17 protein-coding genes are annotated in these 17,797 nt (G+C 72.3%); 6 read left to right on the forward strand and 11 right to left on the reverse strand.

Annotated elements, in window-relative coordinates:
• Positions 1 to 425: 425 nt before the first annotated feature.
• Together ACWDSL_RS43695 and ptsP are read left to right on the forward strand one after the other, a co-directional pair.
• Positions 426 to 875, forward strand: coding sequence for a PTS sugar transporter subunit IIA (locus ACWDSL_RS43695; protein WP_450494049.1), 450 nt, complete (start codon positions 426 to 428; stop codon positions 873 to 875).
• Positions 876 to 972: 97 nt separating this feature from the next.
• Entirely contained in the window at positions 973 to 2,643 is a 1,671-nt protein-coding gene (gene ptsP, locus ACWDSL_RS43700; protein WP_450494050.1) for a phosphoenolpyruvate--protein phosphotransferase, read from the forward strand.
• Between the two features lie 99 nt (positions 2,644 to 2,742).
• Here ptsP and ACWDSL_RS43705 read toward each other — a convergent pair whose 3' ends face one another.
• Positions 2,743 to 3,711, reverse strand: a complete 969-nt coding sequence (locus ACWDSL_RS43705; RefSeq protein ID WP_450494051.1) for a hypothetical protein — start codon at positions 3,709 to 3,711, stop codon at positions 2,743 to 2,745.
• 79 nt (positions 3,712 to 3,790) lie between these two features.
• Positions 3,791 to 5,824, reverse strand: a complete 2,034-nt coding sequence (locus ACWDSL_RS43710; protein ID WP_450494053.1) for an acetoacetate--CoA ligase — start codon at positions 5,822 to 5,824, stop codon at positions 3,791 to 3,793.
• A gap of 190 nt (positions 5,825 to 6,014) precedes the next feature.
• Between ACWDSL_RS43710 and ACWDSL_RS43715 the strand changes: the two genes are divergently transcribed.
• Both ACWDSL_RS43715 and ACWDSL_RS43720 read left to right on the forward strand, forming a co-directional pair.
• Complete coding sequence (locus ACWDSL_RS43715; RefSeq protein ID WP_450494054.1) at positions 6,015 to 8,405, forward strand: glycoside hydrolase family 31 protein; 2,391 nt, start codon at positions 6,015 to 6,017, stop codon at positions 8,403 to 8,405.
• 88 nt (positions 8,406 to 8,493) lie between these two features.
• Positions 8,494 to 9,300, forward strand: coding sequence for a M15 family metallopeptidase (locus tag ACWDSL_RS43720; protein ID WP_450494055.1), 807 nt, complete (start codon positions 8,494 to 8,496; stop codon positions 9,298 to 9,300).
• 32 nt (positions 9,301 to 9,332) lie between these two features.
• Here ACWDSL_RS43720 and ACWDSL_RS43725 read toward each other — a convergent pair whose 3' ends face one another.
• The 4 genes from ACWDSL_RS43725 to ACWDSL_RS43740 are packed head-to-tail and all read right to left on the reverse strand — an operon-like array spanning position 9,333 to position 13,356.
• Positions 9,333 to 10,145, reverse strand: coding sequence for an ABC transporter permease (locus tag ACWDSL_RS43725; RefSeq protein ID WP_385613444.1), 813 nt, complete (start codon positions 10,143 to 10,145; stop codon positions 9,333 to 9,335).
• Positions 10,146 to 10,192: 47 nt separating this feature from the next.
• Positions 10,193 to 11,107 (reverse strand): ABC transporter permease, encoded by a 915-nt coding sequence (locus tag ACWDSL_RS43730; RefSeq protein ID WP_450494057.1) that lies wholly within the window; start codon positions 11,105 to 11,107, stop codon positions 10,193 to 10,195.
• A gap of 1 nt (position 11,108) precedes the next feature.
• Entirely contained in the window at positions 11,109 to 12,281 is a 1,173-nt protein-coding gene (locus ACWDSL_RS43735) for an ABC transporter substrate-binding protein (protein WP_450494058.1), read from the reverse strand.
• A 52-nt stretch (positions 12,282 to 12,333) separates the two neighbouring features.
• A complete protein-coding gene (locus ACWDSL_RS43740) occupies positions 12,334 to 13,356 on the reverse strand; it encodes an ABC transporter ATP-binding protein (protein ID WP_450494070.1) in 1,023 nt (340 codons plus the stop codon).
• A gap of 181 nt (positions 13,357 to 13,537) precedes the next feature.
• Here ACWDSL_RS43740 and ACWDSL_RS43745 point away from each other — a divergent pair, with 181 nt between their 5' ends.
• Positions 13,538 to 13,996 (forward strand): Zn-ribbon domain-containing OB-fold protein, encoded by a 459-nt coding sequence (locus ACWDSL_RS43745; protein WP_450494060.1) that lies wholly within the window; start codon positions 13,538 to 13,540, stop codon positions 13,994 to 13,996.
• A complete protein-coding gene (locus tag ACWDSL_RS43750; RefSeq protein ID WP_450494062.1) occupies positions 13,993 to 15,210 on the forward strand; it encodes a lipid-transfer protein in 1,218 nt (405 codons plus the stop codon). Before ACWDSL_RS43745 ends, ACWDSL_RS43750 begins: the two co-directional genes overlap by 4 nt.
• Before the next feature lie 105 nt (positions 15,211 to 15,315).
• Here the strand turns inward: ACWDSL_RS43750 and ACWDSL_RS43755 are convergent, their stop codons facing one another.
• The 5 genes from ACWDSL_RS43755 to ACWDSL_RS43775 form a co-directional block, all read right to left on the reverse strand.
• On the reverse strand, positions 15,316 to 15,609 hold the full coding sequence (locus ACWDSL_RS43755; protein ID WP_089510057.1) for a metal-sensitive transcriptional regulator: 294 nt from the start codon (positions 15,607 to 15,609) through the stop codon (positions 15,316 to 15,318).
• Positions 15,610 to 15,751: 142 nt separating this feature from the next.
• On the reverse strand, positions 15,752 to 16,345 hold the full coding sequence (locus ACWDSL_RS43760; protein WP_450494064.1) for a GTP-binding protein: 594 nt from the start codon (positions 16,343 to 16,345) through the stop codon (positions 15,752 to 15,754).
• Positions 16,326 to 16,721, reverse strand: a complete 396-nt coding sequence (locus tag ACWDSL_RS43765) for a DUF742 domain-containing protein (protein WP_450494066.1) — start codon at positions 16,719 to 16,721, stop codon at positions 16,326 to 16,328. The genes ACWDSL_RS43760 and ACWDSL_RS43765 overlap by 20 nt, the downstream gene beginning before the upstream one ends.
• 15 nt (positions 16,722 to 16,736) lie before the next feature.
• Positions 16,737 to 17,162 carry a roadblock/LC7 domain-containing protein gene (locus tag ACWDSL_RS43770; protein ID WP_014174597.1) on the reverse strand — a complete coding sequence of 142 codons (426 nt, stop codon included), beginning with the start codon at positions 17,160 to 17,162 and terminating at the stop codon, positions 16,737 to 16,739.
• Entirely contained in the window at positions 17,159 to 17,755 is a 597-nt protein-coding gene (locus ACWDSL_RS43775) for a hypothetical protein (protein WP_450494068.1), read from the reverse strand. The genes ACWDSL_RS43770 and ACWDSL_RS43775 overlap by 4 nt, the downstream gene beginning before the upstream one ends.
• Between the last annotated feature and the right edge of the window lie 42 nt (positions 17,756 to 17,797).

A 17,797-nucleotide genomic window follows, 5' to 3' on the forward strand; every position in this document is an offset into this window, starting at 1 on the left:
CGTTGACTTTTGGCACGCTGTTGAGTTCTCAAGGAACGGACGCTTCCTTCGAAACCGTTTCACCGGTTTCTCCGGGCGCTTCCCTTCGGTGTTTCAAACACTATCAGACCGATTTCTTTTCTCCGAATCCGCGCTTTTCGCAGACATGCGAAAGCTGATCCGAAGATCTGTCGTCAGGTGACTGATGGCGCTGCCCAGACCTGGATGTTCCCGCAGTGGACTGCGGCGCTTCATCCGGGGCAGGGGTATGACAGTACAACCCTCGCGCAGCCGTGGCAAATCGATTCGGTGCCCCATGGGTGCCCTTCGGCCTGCACAGCTTGTGCGGAATCCGAAGTTCCTATGACTTACGCTTCAGGGCAGTGCGCTGCCCTGGACGGGCGGTGACCATGTGTAACGAGTTCTCCACCCCCGGGAGGCTTCCTATGACCACCGTGACCTCCCCGCTCGCCGGGCGTGTGATCGGACTCGCGGCCGTACCTGATCCGGTGTTCTCCGGGGCGATGGTCGGTCCCGGCACCGCGATCGACCCCGTACTCGAGCCCACCGTGGCAGTGGCGCCGGTCGATGGCATCGTCGTCTCGCTGCATCCCCATGCGTTCGTCGTTGTCGACGGAGAGGGGCACGGTGTGCTCACTCACCTCGGTATCGACACTGTTCAGCTGGGTGGCGAGGGATTCGAGGTACTGATCAACAAGGGCGACACCGTACGGCGCGGGGACCCCGTGGTGCGCTGGGACCCCGCGACCGCGGTTGCCGCCGGGAAGTCGCCGGTCTGCCCGGTCGTGGCGCTCGAGGCCACCGCCGAGTCGCTGGTGGACGTCGGTGCGGATGTGGATGTGAAGTCCGGCGACACTCTTTTCAGCTGGACATGAGCTCAGTGCCGGTCGGAGCCGGTCTGATCGGCCGTTACGGCGAGTAGACAACCACCGCGGCGGGTTATCCCGCCGCATCGAACCGGAGACGGGTGTGATGGAGACAACGCTGCGAGGCGTCGGCGTGAGCCACGGTGTGGCGATCGGCGAGGTGCGGCACATGGGGACCGCGGTCCTGGAGCCGCCGGCGAAGCAGATTCCGTCGGAGGAGGCGCCGCGCGAGCAGGGGCGTGCCCGGCAGGCCGTCGAGGCTGTGGCGGCCGATCTGATGGCGCGCGGCAACCTGGCGGGCGGTGAGGCGCAGGCCGTGCTCGAGGCGCAGGCCATGATGGCGCAGGACCCGGAGCTGATGGCCGATGTCGAGCGGCGTATCGCCGTGGGCAGCACCGCTGAGCGCGCGGTGTACGACGCCTTCGCCGCGTACCGGGCGCTGCTGGCCGGGGCCGGGGAGTACCTGGCCGGGCGGGTGGCCGACCTGGACGATGTGCGGAACCGGATCGTGGCCCGGCTGCTGGGGGTGCCGATGCCCGGTGTGCCCGACAGCGACCAGCCGTATGTACTGATCGCGCGGGACCTGGCCCCCGCCGACACCGCGCTGCTCGACCCCACCCTGGTGCTCGGGTTCGTCACCGAAGAGGGCGGGCCGACCAGTCACAGCGCGATCCTCGCGCGCGCCCTGGGTGTGCCCGCCGTGGTGGCGCTGCCCGGCGCCGGTGAGCTGGTCGAGGGGACCCTGATCGCCGTCGACGGCAGCACGGGAGAGATCTTCGTGTCCCCGACCGCGGAGAAGCAGACCGAGCTGGCCCTGGCCGCGGAGGAGCGAAAGGCCGCGCTGGCCGCGTCCTCCGGGCCGGGTGCGACCTCGGACGGTCACAAGGTGCCGCTGCTGGCGAACATCGGCGGCCCGGCTGATGTCCCGGCGGCCGTGGAGGCCGGTGCCGAGGGTGTGGGGCTGTTCCGCACGGAGTTCCTGTTCCTCGACGACAGCACCAAGGCGCCTTCGGAGGAGAAGCAGATCGAGGCGTACCGCCAGGTGCTCGAGGCCTTCCCCGAGGGCCGGGTCGTGGTGCGGGTCCTGGACGCGGGCGCCGACAAGCCGCTGGACTTCCTCACTCCGGCCGACGAGCCCAACCCAGCGCTGGGCGTGCGCGGGCTGCGCACCCTGCTGGACCACCCGGATGTGCTGCGGACGCAGCTGACGGCGCTGGCCAAGGCCGCGGCGGGGCTGCCCGTCTATCTGGAGGTCATGGCCCCGATGGTGGCCGACCGGACCGACGCCAAGGCGTTTGCCGACGCGTGCCGGGAGGCGGGGCTGCGGGCCAAGTTCGGCGCGATGGTGGAGATTCCGTCCGCCGCGCTTCGGGCGCGCTCGATCCTCCAGGAGGTGGAGTTCCTGTCGCTGGGCACCAATGACCTGGCGCAGTACACCTTCGCCGCGGACCGCCAGGTCGGCGCGGTGTCGCGGCTCCAGGACCCGTGGCAGCCCGCGCTGCTCGATCTGGTGGCCGCTTCGGCCGACGCCGCGCAGGCCGAGGGCAAGAGCTGCGGCGTATGCGGCGAGGCCGCGTCGGATCCGCTGCTCGCATGCGTGCTGACCGGTCTGGGCGTCACCAGCCTCTCCATGGGCTCCGCGGCGATTCCGTATGTGCGCGCCACGCTGGCCAAGCACACGCTCGCCCAGTGCGAGCGTGCGGCTGCCGCGGCCCGCGCGGCGGACACCGCCGAGGACGCGCGCGTCGCCGCGCAGGCGGTGCTGTCCGGCGAGTGAGCCGATGACGTTGTAAGGCCCGTCCCCAGGGGGCGTCCCGCCGCGATGTGAGCGGTGGGGCGCCCCCTGTGCCGGTGCCTGCCTCGTGTGTCTGTGCGGTCATCCCCCTTCCGGGGCAGTGGCATCCGGTGCGTCCGGGGCGGGCAGTGGGATGCCCGGCCGGTACTCGACTCCGTGCTCGGGCGGGACCGGCTCGCCGGTGTCCGCGTCCGTGCAGTACGCGCTGAAGACCTCCGCCTCGCTCAACGGCCGCAGCCAGCCCTGGTGCAGCGACCAGCCGCGGACCGTGTCCGGGGATCCGGGCGCGCTGGTGCGCAGCACGACGCCGCCAGGGCTGTCCGTGGCGATTCCGCAGGCCAGCACGGTGCTGAAGATCAGTGCCTCAGCGCCGTCGAGGTCCGCCGGCCCCTCCCCCGTCGCTTCGGCGTGCACCACCGCCACCAGTGGGACGCCGCTCGCCATGACGCTGCACACCATGTGGTGGCTGCCGGGCCCGGCAGCCGTGAGCAGTCGCCGCAGTGCGGCCTGGGCGCGGCGGAACGCGGCGTGGCCCGGGTCGTCCGAGCAACCGCAGCCGCCCGCGCGGGACAGCAGGGCCGTGGCGTACTCCCAGGTGGCCTGCTGCTCGGCCGCGCCGATGAGCCGCTGGAGAAGCTGGTCGAGCGGCTGGCCCTCATACGTCACGGTCGGGCCCGCGGCGGCGACTTCGGCCGTATAGCGGGTGCGGGTGGCGGAGGTGTCGGGGTCGATGCCGGAGTCCGCGCAGAACTCCTCGTACTCGACCGGGTCGAACAGCGCGATGGATGTGTGCACGCCCTGCGACGCGAGCATCCGCAGCAGCCCCTCCGTCTGCCGCAGATACGCGGTGTGGTCGTCGAAGGCGAACGACGCGTACTGCCGCATGGCCGCGAAGTCCTCCTCGCCGGCCAGCAGCGCCACGGTGCTGGGCGCCTCTCTGCGCAGCGCGCGCCGCGCGGTGCGCTCCCTCCGGTGTGTGCCGCCTTGCGTGGCGTGTTGTGTGGTGTGTTGTGTGGTGTGTTGTGTGGTGTGTTGTGTGGTGTGCGCCATGACTCCCCCTCAGCGCTGTCGATCAGTGCTCACTCACCGTAACCGGGGGCACTGACAACGCGCCGTCGTCGAGGTGGTGTCAGGCGTCCGGCTCGGCCGGCCGCTCGCGCGCCAGGCGCTCGTAGAAGCGCAGCAGCTCCACGTTGTCGACCGAGCCCGGGTTGACGGCCTTGTCCAGGGCGGTGCCCTGCAGCAGGCGCTTGACCGGCACCTCGATCCGCTTGCCGGTGAGGGTGTGCGGTACGCCGGGCACCTCGATGATCTCGTCGGGCACATGGCGCGGGGAGAGCTGTTCGCGGATGGTGCGCTTGATGCGGTCGCACAGCCCCGCGTCGAGGGTGGCGCCCGGCGCGAGGTGGACGAACAGCGGCATCCAGTAGCCGCCGTCGGGCTGTTCGACGCCGATGACGAGGGATTCGCGGATCTCGGGGAGGCGTTCGACTGCCTCGTAGATGTCCGCGGAGCCCATCCGTACGCCCTGCCGGTTGAGCGTGGAGTCGGAGCGGCCGTGGATGACGACCGTGCCGCGCGAGGTGAGGGTGATCCAGTCGCCGTGCCGCCAGACCCCGGGGAACATGTCGAAGTAGCTGTCGCGGTAGCGGCTGCCGTCCGGGTCGTTCCAGAAGCGGACCGGCATGGACGGCATGGGTTGGGCGACGACCAGCTCGCCGACCTCGTCGAGCACCGGTTCGCCGCTCGGGTCCCAGGCCTGTAGGTCCGTGCCGAGTCCGGGGGCCTGAAGCTCCCCGATGTGGACCGGGAGGGTGGGGACGGCGCCCGCGAAGCAGCTGCACACGTCGGTGCCGCCGCTGACCGAGGCGATCCACATGTCGCCCGTACTACTGGCGGCGAACTCGTCGTGGATCCAGCGGAAGCCGTCCGGCGGGAGCGGGGAGCCGGTGGTGGCCACGCAGGCCACGCGTGAGAGGTCGAAGTCGCGGGCCGGGTGGACCCCCGCCTTGCGGCAGGCCATGACATAGGCCGCGGAGGTGCCGTAGAGCGTGGTCCCGGTGCGTTCGGCGATCCGCCACTGGGCGGCGGTGTCCGGGTAGCCGGGGCTGCCGTCGTAGAGGACGACGGTGGCGCCCGCCAGCAGGCCCGACACCAGGAAGTTCCACATCATCCAGCCGGTGGAGGTGTACCAGAAGAACCGGTCGCCGGGTCCCAGGTCGCAGTGCAGGCCGAGCTGTTTGAGGTGTTCGATCAGGATGCCGCCCTGGGACTGGACGATCGCCTTGGGCAGTCCGGTGGTGCCCGAGGAGTAGAGCACCCACAGCGGGTGGTCGAACGGCACCTGCTCGAAGACCGGTTCCGCCGCCTCGCGCACCACGGCGTCCCAGTCCAGCGCGCCCTCGGGGGCGGGGGTGCCAAGCAGCGGGATGTGGACGACGGCGCGCAGGGTGGGCAGTTCGCGGCGCAGCTCGGCGACGGTCTCGGTGCGGTCGTGCTCCTTGCCGCCGTAGCGATAGCCGTCCACGGTGAACAGGACCACCGGCTCGACCTGCTGGAAGCGGTCCAGGACGCTGCGCGCGCCGAAGTCGGGAGCGCAGGAGGTCCATACGGCGCCGACGGCGGCGGTGGCCAGGAGCGCGACGACGGCCTGCGGGATGTTGGGGAGGTAGCCGCTGACCCGGTCCCCGGGGCGTACGCCGAGCCGGCGCAGCTCGGCGGCGACGGCGCCGACCTGGCCGCGCAGCTCGGCCCAGCCGACGGGCCGCGGTTCGTGGCTCTCGTCGACGTGGAGCAGCGCGGGTTCGGCGGCGCGTGCGGGGTCCTCGGCGGCGCGCAGCGCGTGTTCCGCGTAGTTGAGGGTGGCGCCGGGGAACCACTGGGCGCCGGGCATGGCGGCGTCGGCGAGCACGGTGTCGTACGGGGTGGCGAAGCGCACCTCGAACCACTCGGCGACCGCCTGCCAGAAGCGCGCCAGCTCGGTCACGGACCAGCGGTGCAGCGCCGCGTAGCTCGCCGCCGGGTCGGCGGGGTCGGGGGCCGGCGCCCCGTGCCGCTCGGCCGCCCAGGTGTGGAAGCGGGTGAGCTGGGCGCGGGCGATCCGCTCGGGGCCCGGCTGCCACAGGGGTCGCGGCAGGTGCTCTGGGTGCGCTGCGGTGGTCATCTGTCGGCTCCCGGCTCCCGGCGACGCGCGGCTGCGCGTGGTGTGTCCGTTCAGGACGATGCCATGTGATCGACTTGTACACCAGGGCCGCCACTCCATAGAGAGGGCCGTGGGGATGTGTGGGGACCACGGGTGAACGGCAGTTGAACAGCCGCACGCACGGGGTGTTGTCAGTGGCAAGGTGATCATCATGGATGCGCGTGACCTGGTGCGGTCGGTGAAGGTGGTCGGTACGGCGCAGGGGCTCAGGTCGCTGCGCTCGGCGTGGCGGCGTCGGCGTTCCGACGCGGTCGGGCTGCCGCGGCGCGGACCGGAGCGCGCTCGGGTGCCGGGCCTGGTGCGGGGCGCGGACCCGGAGCCGGGGGGTGGGGTGGTGCGGTTCGCGCGGTCCTCGCTGCGGGTGCGGGTGACTGCGGGCGGCGCGGTGTTCTGTGGCTGGGACGGCGCCGAGCCGGAGCCCTCGTACGCGCTGGACGGGTCCTGCCCGGACCCGGACGAGCGGGTGCGGCTCGAGCCGGATACGGACGGCGGCTGGCGGGTGGTCGCCGAGCGGGTGACGGTGACGGTCTCGCGGAACGGGGCGGTGGAGGTGCGCACCCCGGGCGGGGTGGTGCTGCGGCGGGATCTGCCGCCGCGCTGGTGGGAACCGGTGGCAGGTGGCGATGTGTCGGGCGCCGGCGGTGTGGCGGCGCGCTGGGAGCAGCGGTCGCAGGTCGCGGCGGACGCGCGGTTCTTCGGGCTCGGCGGGCGGGCGGCCGGGCCGCGGCTGCGGGACGGCTCGTACCGGCTGTGGAACACCGATCCGGGCGGCAGCTTCGAGCCGGGGGACGATCCGCTGTATCTGACCATGCCGGTGCAGCTGGTCGTGGCGGACGCGGGCACACATCTGGTGTTCCACGACAACTCGTGGGACGGCACGGTCACGCTGCGGGAGGGCGAGGAGGGCGAGGGGTCGGGGCACGACCGGCCGGGCGGCTGCCGGACGCGGATGGACGGCGGCCCGCTGCGCTACTGGGTGATCGTGGGCACGCCCGCCCGGGTGCTGCAGAGCTGGGCGGCGCTCACGGGCGCCGCCGCGGTGCCGCCGAGCTGGGCGCTGGGCTACCACCACGCCCGCTGGGGGTTCGGCGGTCAGGAGGAGGTCCGGCGGGTGGTGGCGGGCTACCGGGAGCGGGGGCTGCCGCTGTCGGCGCTGCACCTGGACATCGATCACCTCGCCGGGCACCGGGTGTTCACGGTGGACACCGAGCGCTTCCCCGATCTGCCCGGGCTGGCGGCGGAGTTGCGGGAGGGCGGGACGCGGCTGGTGTCGATCGTCGATCCGGCGGTGAAGGCGGAGCGCGGCACCGCGGTGTACGACAGCGGCGCGGCGCAGGACGCGTTCGTACGCGATACGCGCGGGCGCGAGGTGCGCGGGGTGGTGTGGCCGGGCGAGGCGGTGTTCCCGGACTTCACCGAGCCGCGGGTGCGCTCATGGTGGGGCGGGCTGTACGCGGACCGGCTCGAGCAGGGCTTCTCCGGGGTGTGGCACGACATGAACGAGCCGGTTTCCTTCGCGGCCTTCGGCGATCCGACGCTGCCGCGTTCGGCCCGGCACGCCCTGGAGGGCCGCGGCGGCGACCACCGCGAGGCGCACAACGTCTACGGTCTGGCGATGGCGCGGGCCGGCTACGAGGGGCTGCTGAAGCTGCGGCCCGAGGAGCGCCCGTTCCTGTTCTCCCGCTCGGGGTGGGCGGGGCTGCAGCGATACGGGGGCAGCTGGTCCGGGGATGTGGCGACCGGCTGGCCGGGGCTGCGCGCCTCGCTGTCCCTGGTGCTGGGGCTCGGCCTGTCGGGGGTGCCGTACTCCGGTCCTGACGTCGGCGGGTTCACCGGCAGCCCGTCCCCCGAGCTGTATCTGCGCTGGTTCCAACTGGCCTCGTACCTCCCGCTGTTCCGCACCCATTCCGCGATATGGGCGGGGCGGCGGGAGCCGTGGGAGTTCGGGGAGCAGGTCCTGGAGCACGCGACGGCCGCGCTGCGCGAACGGCAGCGGCTGCTCCCGTACTTCGTCACGCTGGCGCACGAGGCCCGGCGCACCGGGGCCCCGTACGCGCGCCCGGTGTGGTGGCGCCGGCCCAAGGACCGGGCGCTGCGCGACTGCGAGGACGCGTTTCTGCTGGGGGACGCGCTGCTGGTGGCCCCGGTGCTGGAGGAGGGCGCGGTGCGGCGGTCGGTGCGGCTGCCGCGCGGCCGCTGGTACGACACGGCGACCGGCCGGGCGTACGAGGGGCCGGGGCAGGTGGTGCTTGACGCGCCGCTGTCGCGCGTCCCGGTGCTGGCGCGGGCGGGTGCGGTGGTGCCGGTGGCGGGCGCGGACGGCGGGGTGGAGCTGGAGGTGTGGGCTCCGGCGCAGGCACGCGGGCACGGCTGGACGCTGGTCGTGGACCCGGGCGACGGCTGGGACAAGCCGGAGTCGGTGCGGTTCACCACGCGGCTGCGGGACGGCGAGGTGGTGGTCGAGCGGGCGGGCGCGGCGGAGCCCGGGTATCCGGTGCGGGTGCGCGGTCAGGTGCCGCGGGAGCGGCCGCGCGGGCGGTGAGCCGCGTACTGAATTCGGTGAGTCGAGTACCGGATCAGGGCGGCCGGGGCTTGTTCCGGACCCCGTCGCCCTGATATCTGAGGGGGCCATGCCGAGATTCACTGCCGCGCTGCGCGCGCTCGCCCTGCCCTTCGCCGCCCTTCTGGCCGTCTCCGCCTCGCCCGCCCCGGCGCAGGCGCGGGCCGAACCCAAGGCCCCGAAGGAGTTCGTGGCGCTGAGCGACGTCGACCCGACGATCCTTCAAGAGATCCGCTACTACACCCCGCACAACTTCACCGGCCACCCCGTGGACGGCTACCGCGAGCCGCTGTGCATTCTGACCCGCCCGGCCGCCGAGGCGCTGCACCAGGCCCAGACCTCCCTGCTGCGGCAGGGCTACACGCTCAAGGTGTACGACTGCTACCGGCCGCAGCGCGCGGTCAACGACTTCGTCGAGTGGGCCAAGGACCTCGACGACCAGTCGATGAAGGGGGAGTTCTACCCGGACGTCGACAAGACGCGGCTGTTCGAGGACGGCTATATAGCGGAGAAGTCGGGGCACAGCCGGGGCAGCACCATGGACCTGACCATCGTGAAGCTGCCCGCCGTGCCCACCCGTCCGTACGAACCGGGCGAGAAGCTGGTGCCGTGCTACGCGCCGAAGGACGAGCGGTTCCCGGACAACTCGGTGGACATGGGCACGGGTTACGACTGCTTCGACACCCTCTCGCACACGCTGGACCCGCGGATCCAGGGTGCGCAGCGGGCGAACCGGCTGCTGCTGAAGGACACGCTGGAGGGTCTGGGCTTTGTGAATCTGGCCGAGGAGTGGTGGCACTACACCTACAAGCCTGAGCTGTTCCCGGACACGTACTTCGACTTCCCCGTCTCGCACAAGGCGCTGCGCGGAAACTGAGACCTCGCGCGCCCGGTGGGCGGCACGGCTCCTCACAGCCGTCCGCCCGCCGGGTCGGCGGAGAGCCGCTGGGCGACGTGGACGGGGAGCACGGACAGGGCGACCAGCAGCGCGGCGACGACGTTGACGACGGGGGCCTGGTGGGGCCGGGCCAGGTTTTCGTAGATCCAGATGGGCAGGGTGCTGGTCCCGGGTCCGGCGGTGAAGGTGGTCACCACGATCTCGTCGAAGGACAGCGCGAAGGCGAGCAGCCCGCCCGCGAAGAGCGCCGAGCGGACGGCCGGAAAGGTGACGTACCGGAAGGTCTGCCAGGGGCGCGCGCCGAGGTCGGCGGAGGCCTCGGCCATCGAGGGCGCGACGCGGCGCAGCCGTGCCCCGACGTTGTTGAAGACCACGACGACGCAGAAGGTGGCGTGCCCGACGACTACCGTGAACAGGCCGAAGCCGACGCCGAAGGGGTCGAGGACGGTACGGAAGGCCGCGTTGAGGGCGATGCCGCTGACGATGCCGGGCAGCGCGATGGGCAGCACCAGCAGGAAGGACACGGTGTGCCGCCCGAAGAAGCGGTGGCGGTGGACGGCGAACGCGGCCATGGTGCCGAGCACCAGGGCGATGGCGGTCGCGGCGAGCCCGGCCCGTACGGAGGTGAGCAGCGCCTCCCGCGCGCCCTCGCTGTGCAGCGCGGCGCGCCACCACCGGCCGGTCAGACCGCTGGGCGGCCAGCCGAAGGAGCGGTCGGAGTTGACGGAGTTGAGCAGGACAAGCAGCAGGGGCGCGTAGACGACGGCGAGCCCGGCCGCGGTGACACAGCCGAGGGCGATACGGGCGGTGCGCGACAGCCGCACGGGTGGTACCTCCTTGAGCAGGCTGGGCAGGCCAAGTGGGCAGGGGTTCAGAGGGAGTCGAGGGCGCCGGCCCGGCGTACGGCGGCCAGGTAGCAGACGATGAGGACGACGGGCACCGCGGAGAGCGCGGCGGCCATGGGCAGGTCGAGGGTGACCTGTGCGGCGATGACGTTCCCGATCAGCTGGGTCTTGCCGCCGACGATCTGCACGGTGATGTAGTCGCCGATGCTGAGCGAGAAGGTGAAGACCGACCCGGCCAGCAGCGCGGGGCGTACTGCGGGCAGAACGACCGAGCGCAGCGTGCGCCAGGGCCCGGCGCCGAGGTCGGCGGAGGCCTCGAGCGCCCGTTCGGGGATCCGCTCCAGGGCGGCGTACACCGGCAGGATCATGTACGGCAGCCACAGATACGCCAGCACGATGACGACGGCGGTGCTGCCGTATCCCGGTCCGTGCAGGCCGAGCGGCGCCAGGGCCGCGTTGACGACGCCGTCCTGGCCGAGCATGACCCGCCACGCGTACGCCTTGACCAGGTAGCTGGCCCAGAGCGGGGTGAGGACGGCGACCAGCAGCGGCCGGCGCCACCGGCGGCCCGCGACGCGCGCCATGAAGAAGGCCATGGGCAGGGCGAGAAGCGCGTCGATGAGGGTGACGGCGGCCGCGATGGACAGGGTGCGCAGCGCGACGGTGCGGTAGACGGGGGTGGTCAGCAGCTCATGGAAGTTGTCGGTGTTCCAGGTGCGGACGACGTCCGAGGTGAAGGAGTCGGTGGTCCAGAAGGCGGAGATCAGCAGGACGCCGAGCGAGCCGAGGTAGGCCAGGGTCAGCCACAGCAGCGGCGGGCCGAGCAGGGCCGCGAGGCGCAGCCGGGCGGCGGCGCGGGGGCCTGGGGCGGGGCGGGCTTCTGACGCTCGGCCGGGGGCGGGGCCGGGGTCGGGGGCGGGGCGGGCCGCGGGGGCTCGCATCTCAGCCCTTGATCTCGGTCCAGGCCCTGGTCCATTGGGTGTAGTCGGTGCAGGTGGTGTTCTTGCGGCCGTCGAGGCACTGCTTGATGGGGGTGGTCCAGAAGTGGACCCGCTGGTAGTAGCTCTCGTCGTCGGCGTGGTAGACGGCGCAGTGGCGGGGGTCAGCGGTCTGCGCGCATGCCTTGGCGTTGGCGGGGGCCTCGCCGAAGTACTCGGCGACCTGGGCGTTGACCTTCGGGGAGACGATCCAGTCGAGCCATTTGTAGGCGCAGTTGGGGTGTTCCGCCTTGGTGGAGACCATCCAGGTGTCGGACCAGCCGGTGGCGCCCTCCTTGGGCAGCACGGCCTTGACCGGTGCCTTGTCGGCCTGGGCGAGGTTGGCGATGACCTGCCAGGTGGTGCCGATGACGCTGTCGCCGCCCTTGAAGGAGGTGATCTCCTTCTGGTAGTCGCTCCAGTACTCCCCGACCGCCTTGTGCTGCTTCTTGAGCAGCGCGACGGCGGCGTCGAGCTGGGTGCGGTCCAGGGCGTACGGGTCCTTGATGCCCAGGGACGGCTTGGTCTTCATCAGGTACAGCGCGGCGTCGGCGATGTAGATGGGCGAGTCGTACGCGGTGACGTGCCCGCGGTAGGCGTCGGCGTCGTCGAAGACGGCGCGCCAGGAGTCGGGGGCGGGCTCGACCTTGTCGGTGCGGTACATGAGGAGGTTGGCGCCGCGGCCGTGCGGAATGCCGTACATCTGGCCGTTCTTGGAGTTGAACGGGCGCATCTTGAGGCCCTGGAAGATGTCCTTGTAGTTGGGCACCAGCTTGGTGTTGACGGGGGCGGCGTCGCCGGAGGCGATGAGGCGCAGGGTCGCGTCGCCGGAGGCGGAGACGGTGTCGTACTGCCCGGTCTTCATGAGCGAGACCATCTCGTCGGAGGTCCCGGCGACTTTGGTGTTGACCTGGCAGCCGGTCTTCTTCTCGAAGGGATGGACCCAGTCGGCCTTCGGGTCGTTGGAGCCGTCTTCCGCATAGCCCGCCCAGGCGATGATGTTGACCTTGCCCTCGCCCTTGCCGAGCTTTTCCGGGGCCTTCGCCCGCTCGCCGCCGTCGTCCGAACCGCAGGCCGCGACGGCCAGCAGCAGGGCGCACACCGCGGCCGCGGACCTCCCCGCAGATGTCTTCCGCATCTTGGTCCTCCCCTATGACATGGCTGTCCGGGATTTCGTCAGTATCGCGCTGTCAGCTCGGTACAGGAAAGGCGTCGCTGTCGTCCCAAAGCAGTCGAATCCGGGCGTCCGGGCGGACGGTGCGCGGCAGGTCGGCCAGGTTCTGCCGGATCACGGTCAGCCGGTCGCCGTCCGGAAGCGCAACGGTGAAGCGGGTGTGCGCCCCGGCGTGCACGATGTCCGCGATGCGCCCGGTCACGGTCCGCTCCCCGTCGGCGGGCGGCTCGGCGAGGCCGACCAGGCGGATGCGCTCGGGCCGGATGCTGTACGCGCCGGGGCGGCCCACCACGCGGACGGCCGCCGGGCCGCGCAGCAGGTTGGTGGTGCCCATGAAGCCCGCGACAAAGGCGGTGGCGGGGCGCTCGTACACCTCCACGGGCGGGCCGACCTGTTCGATTCGGCCGTCCGAGACCACCGCGACGCGGTCGCTCATGGTGAGCGCCTCCTCCTGGTCGTGGGTGACCAGGAGGAAGGTGATGCCGGTGGTGCGCTGAAGCCCCTTCAGCTCGGTCTGCATCTCCCGCCGCAGACCGAGGTCGAGCGCGCCGAGGGGTTCGTCGAGCAGCAGTACGGCGGGCCGGTCGACCAGGGCGCGGGCCAGGGCGACGCGCTGCCGCTGGCCGCCGGAGAGCTCGGCGGGGCGGCGCGGCCCGAAGCCGTCGAGTCGGACCGTGGCGAGCGCGTCGCGGGCGCGGGTGATGCGCTCGGCCTTGCGTACGCCGCGCACCGTCAGGGCGTAGGCGACGTTCTGCTCGACGCTCATATGCGGGAAGAGCGCGTAGTCCTGGAAGACGGTGCGCACATCGCGGCGGTGCGGCGGCAGGGCGGTGACATCGCGGCCGGACAGCTCGACGCGGCCCGCGGTGGGCCGCTCGAAGCCGGCGACGAGGCGCAGCAGGGTGGTCTTGCCGGAGCCGGAGGGGCCGAGGAGGGAGAAGAACTCGCCTTCCGTGAGGGAGAGATCGACGCCGTCGACCGCCCGTACGGAGCCGAAGTCCTTGACCACGGCCACCAGCCGGACCGCCGCTTCCGTCATGGCCACGCCTGCTCCCTCCATGGTGCGTCGTCAGGGCCCTCCGGGCTCTTGGTCACGCGCCCCAGCTGCGCCGGGAGGCGCCCTCTGTACCGGGGTTACGTGCCCCATGGCCGCTGTGCCACACTTCTGACGTACCGTCAGCTAATCGTCAGCTCATCGATTCCGCAGTCTGGGAGGCGTTGTGCCGCGCACCCGTACCCCGGTGGTCCCCGGGTGGTTCACCACCGAGGGCGAGGAGTTCCGGCTGCTGGGGACGCGGTGCCGGGCCTGCGGCTCGGTGTTCTTCCCGCGCGAGGACTCGTTCTGCCGCAGCCCCGGCTGCGCGTCCACCGAACTGGACGAGGTGCCGCTGTCCCGGCGCGGCCGCGTCTGGTCGTACACCGACGGGCGCTACCGGCCGCCCGCGCCGTACGTCAGCGACCCGGACGCCGAGTGGCGGCCGTACACGCTGATCGCCGTGGAGCTGGCGGCCGAGCGGATGGTGGTGCTCGGGCAGGGCGCGCCCGGGGTGACCCTGGCCGACCTGGCCGTGGGGATGGAGGTCGAGGCGGTGCCCGGGGTGCTGAACGAGGACGCCGAGCAGATCTGGACCACCTGGAACTGGCGGCCCGTCGTTCCCGTCACCGGGGAGCGGACATGACCGGCGACGGCCGCGATGTGGCGGTGCTGGGCGCGGGGATGCACCCGTGGGGCAAATGGGGCCGTGGCTTCGTCGAGTACGGCACGGTGGCCGCGCGCGCCGCGCTGGCCGACGCCGGTCTGGACTGGCCGGCCATCGGGTCCGTGGTCGGCGCGAACACCGTACGGTCCGGCTACCCCGGACAGGTGGCGGGCGCGACCTTCGCGCGGGCGCTCGGCTGGCAAGGGGCGCGCGTGACCAGCGTGTACGCCGCCTGCGCCTCCGGTGCGCAAGCCATCAACACCGCCCGCACCCAGATCCTGGCCGGGCTGGCGGACACCGTGCTCGTCGTCGGTGCGGACGCGGCGCCCAAGGGATTCTTCGCCCCCGTCGGCGGCGACCGGCCCGACGACCCCGACTGGCTGCGCTTCCGGCTGCTGGGCGCGACCAACCCCGCGTACTTCGCGCTCTGGGCGCGCCGCCGGATGGCCGTATACGGCGACACGCCCGAGGACTTCGCGCGCGTCAAGGTGAAGAACGCGGCCGCGGGAGCCGCCAACCCCCACGCCCGCTACCGCACGGCCGTCACCGCCGAGGACGTCGCCGCCTCCCCGGTCGTCGCCGATCCGCTGCGGCTGCTGGACATCTGCGCGACCTCCGACGGGGCGGCGGCACTCGTGCTGAGCAGCATGGACTTCGCCCGGCGGCAGGGCGTCCCGCGGCCGGTGCGGATCCGCGCGGTCTCCACCGTCACCCCACGCTATCCGCGCACCGCGCTCGACCTGCCGGACATCGCGACCGACTCGGCGGCGGCCACCCTGGACCCGGCCGCCCTGGGCCCGGAGCCCGACACCTTCCGCGCCGCCATCGCGCGGGCGGCGTACGAGGAGGCGGGGCTCGGGCCCGAGGATCTGTCGCTGGCGGAGGTGTACGACCTGTCCACCTCGCTGGAGCTGGAGTGGTACGAGGACCTGGGGCTGTGCGGGGCCGGGGAGGGCGCGAAGCTGCTGCGCGAGGGCGCCACCGCGCTCGGCGGGCGGCTGCCGGTCAACCCGAGCGGTGGCCTCGCGTCCTTCGGCGAGGCGGTCCCGGCGCAGGCCATCGCCCAGGTGTGCGAGCTGACCCGGCAGCTGCGGGGCCGGGCCGGCGAGCGGCAGGTGGTCGGGGCGCAGGCCGGAATCACCGCGAACCAGGGGCTGTTCGGGCACGGGTCGTCGGTGATCGCGGTCCGCTGAGCGCGGCGGCATGTCTCGGTGATGGCGGTCCGCTGGGCCCTGCCGCGTGTATCGGACATCGGGGTCCGCCGGGCGCAGCGTGCGTGTCGGAGCGTGTCGCGCGGGTCAGGCCAGTGACAGGAACAGCTTCTCCAGCCGTGCCCGCGTACGCTCCCGGGTCTGCGGCCGGGCGCCGTTCTCCTCGGCGAGGCAGTGCTGCAGACCGTTGGCGATGATCGCGAACCCCGCCCGGTCCAGCGCCCTGGACGCGGCCGCCAACTGGGTGATCACCTCTTCACAGTCCCGGCCTTCCTCGATCATCCGGACGACCCCGGCGATCTGCCCCTGGGCCCGGCGCAGCCGGTTCAGCACCGCGGTCAGCTCCTCGGCCGCCAGCTCCAGCTCAAGTTCCGGCTCCACAGCCCCTCCCCTTCCAGCTACCCGGCGGGCGACCTGCCCGGCCGGAGAAGACCCGAGACACACCACGGCCCGCACCCCGGACGGCGGGGTACGGGCCGTAACGCCGACGCGGCCTGGCGGCGCCTTTGACGACAGACAGACGCTAGCGCCTGGCCGCGGAGGCCATCATCGCGTGCTCGACAACCGAGATGAGCACGTTTTTGGCGGACTCCCGCTCCCGGGCGTCACACAGGACGACCGGTGTGCCCGGGTCGAGGTCGAGCGCGTCGCGCACCGCGTCCTCCGGGTAGCGGGTGGCGCCCTGGAAGCAGTTGACCGCGACCGTGAAGGCGATGCCGCGCCGCTCGAAGTAGTCGACCGCGGCGAAGCAGTCCTCCAGCCGCCGGGTGTCGGCGAGGACGACGGCACCCAGCGCGCCCGTCGCCAACTCGTCCCACAGGAACCAGAATCGGTCCTGTCCCGGCGTGCCGAACAGATAGAGCACCAGGTCCTCGCGGAGCGTGATGCGCCCGAAGTCCATGGCCACGGTGGTGGTCGTCTTGGCCTCCACCCCCGCGATGTCGTCGACCGGCCGACCCGCCTCGGTGAGCAGTTCCTCGGTGCGCAGCGGTTTGATCTCGCTCACCGCGCCCACCAGAGTCGTCTTGCCCGCGCCGAACCCGCCCGCCACCAGAATCTTCAGCGTGATGGGGTCAACGACATGAGAGCGGCCCATGTCAGAGTGCCCGTAGACCATTGATCACCTCGCGCAGAATCCTCTCGTCCGGCAGTTCCGCCGGAGGTACGGGCCGAGACACTCGGACGAGTGCCGCGTGCAACAGGTCCCCGATGAGCACCCGGACGACGCCGACCGGCAGGTCGAGTTCGGCTGCCAGTTCGGCGACGGACTGAGGGGAGTCCCGGCTCAGCTCGACGATGTCGATGTGCTCCGGGGACAACGTCTGGTCGGCGACGGGCATGTGGTTGACGCTGTCGGCGACGACCACCGCGATGAGGTCGAGTTTTCCCTCGGCGGCGCTGCGGGTGCGACCCCGTGTCATCGCGTACGGCCGGACCACCGGTCCCGCCGCGTCGTCGAACCAGCGGGCGTCGCCTTCACCGTCTGCGGACATCTCCCCTCTCCCCCGTCACCCGCCGGCTCGAGGCGCGCTGCCCAGATGCACGCCCACCCGCTTGACCAGCAGCGTCATTTCGTACGCCACCTGTCCGACGTCCGAGTCGGCGTCGGCGAGCACCGCCAGACAGCTGCCGTCGCCGGCCGCGGTGACGAACAGGAAGGCGTCGTCGAGCTCGACGATGGTCTGGCGGACCCGCCCGACGTCGAAGTGGCGGCCGACTCCCTTGGCGAGGGAGTGGAAGCCCGAGGCCACGGCCGCCAGGTGCTCGCCGTCCTCGCGGGACAGGTCACGGGATCCGCCGGTGGGCAGGCCGTCGCCCGACAGCACCAGCGCCTTGCGGATGCTGCCGACGCGCCCGACCAGTTCATCGAGCAGCCAGTTCAGCTCGCCAGAACCTCTCGGCGAGGCGTTCCGTGCTGCGTGCGGTGCGGTCATCGACCGTCCCCCTCATGTGTTGATCCAGGTGCTGTGTCCGACCCGCCGTTCCCAGTGGCCGTCTGGCGCCGGCCGCGCTGCCATCCCCGTTGGAGCGAGGCCATGGTGGCCCGCGCCTGTTCGGCGTCGCGCTCGGGGTCGGTCTCGGCAGGGTATCGGTCCGCCTCGGTCTGCGGAGCGGGGTCGTTCTTCAACTGGGGTGCCAAGCTGGCCTGCCGCACCCGTTTGGGCAGACCGGAAGCCGACCGCTGGGCCGGCACCGGGCGTTCCGGGCGTTCCGGCCGCTCCGGTCTGGTGCGCTCCCCGTTCCAGGCCGCCTGCGCCTGCTGCTCGGGGGCGGGGGCTCGGCCCGCGTTCCGGGACGCGGATCCACCCTGGCCGTCGGCCGGGCCCGGGCCGTCGGAACGGCCCTCCCTCTGGGCCCAGGACGGCTGCGCACCGCTCTGCGTACGGTCCTGCTGTGCACCGCTCTGCGGGCGGGCGTGCCGGCCGCCGGCCGGGGCGCCCCGCACCGGGCGGCCGTTGTCGGAGACCAGCACCGGCGGGACGCGGCGCGGCAGCGGCGCGGGGGCCGGGTCCCCGCCCCCCCGCACGGCAGAGCACAACACTTAAGACCAGTCCCCACGCATATAAAC

Source organism: Streptomyces sp. NPDC000941, assembly GCF_053599555.1.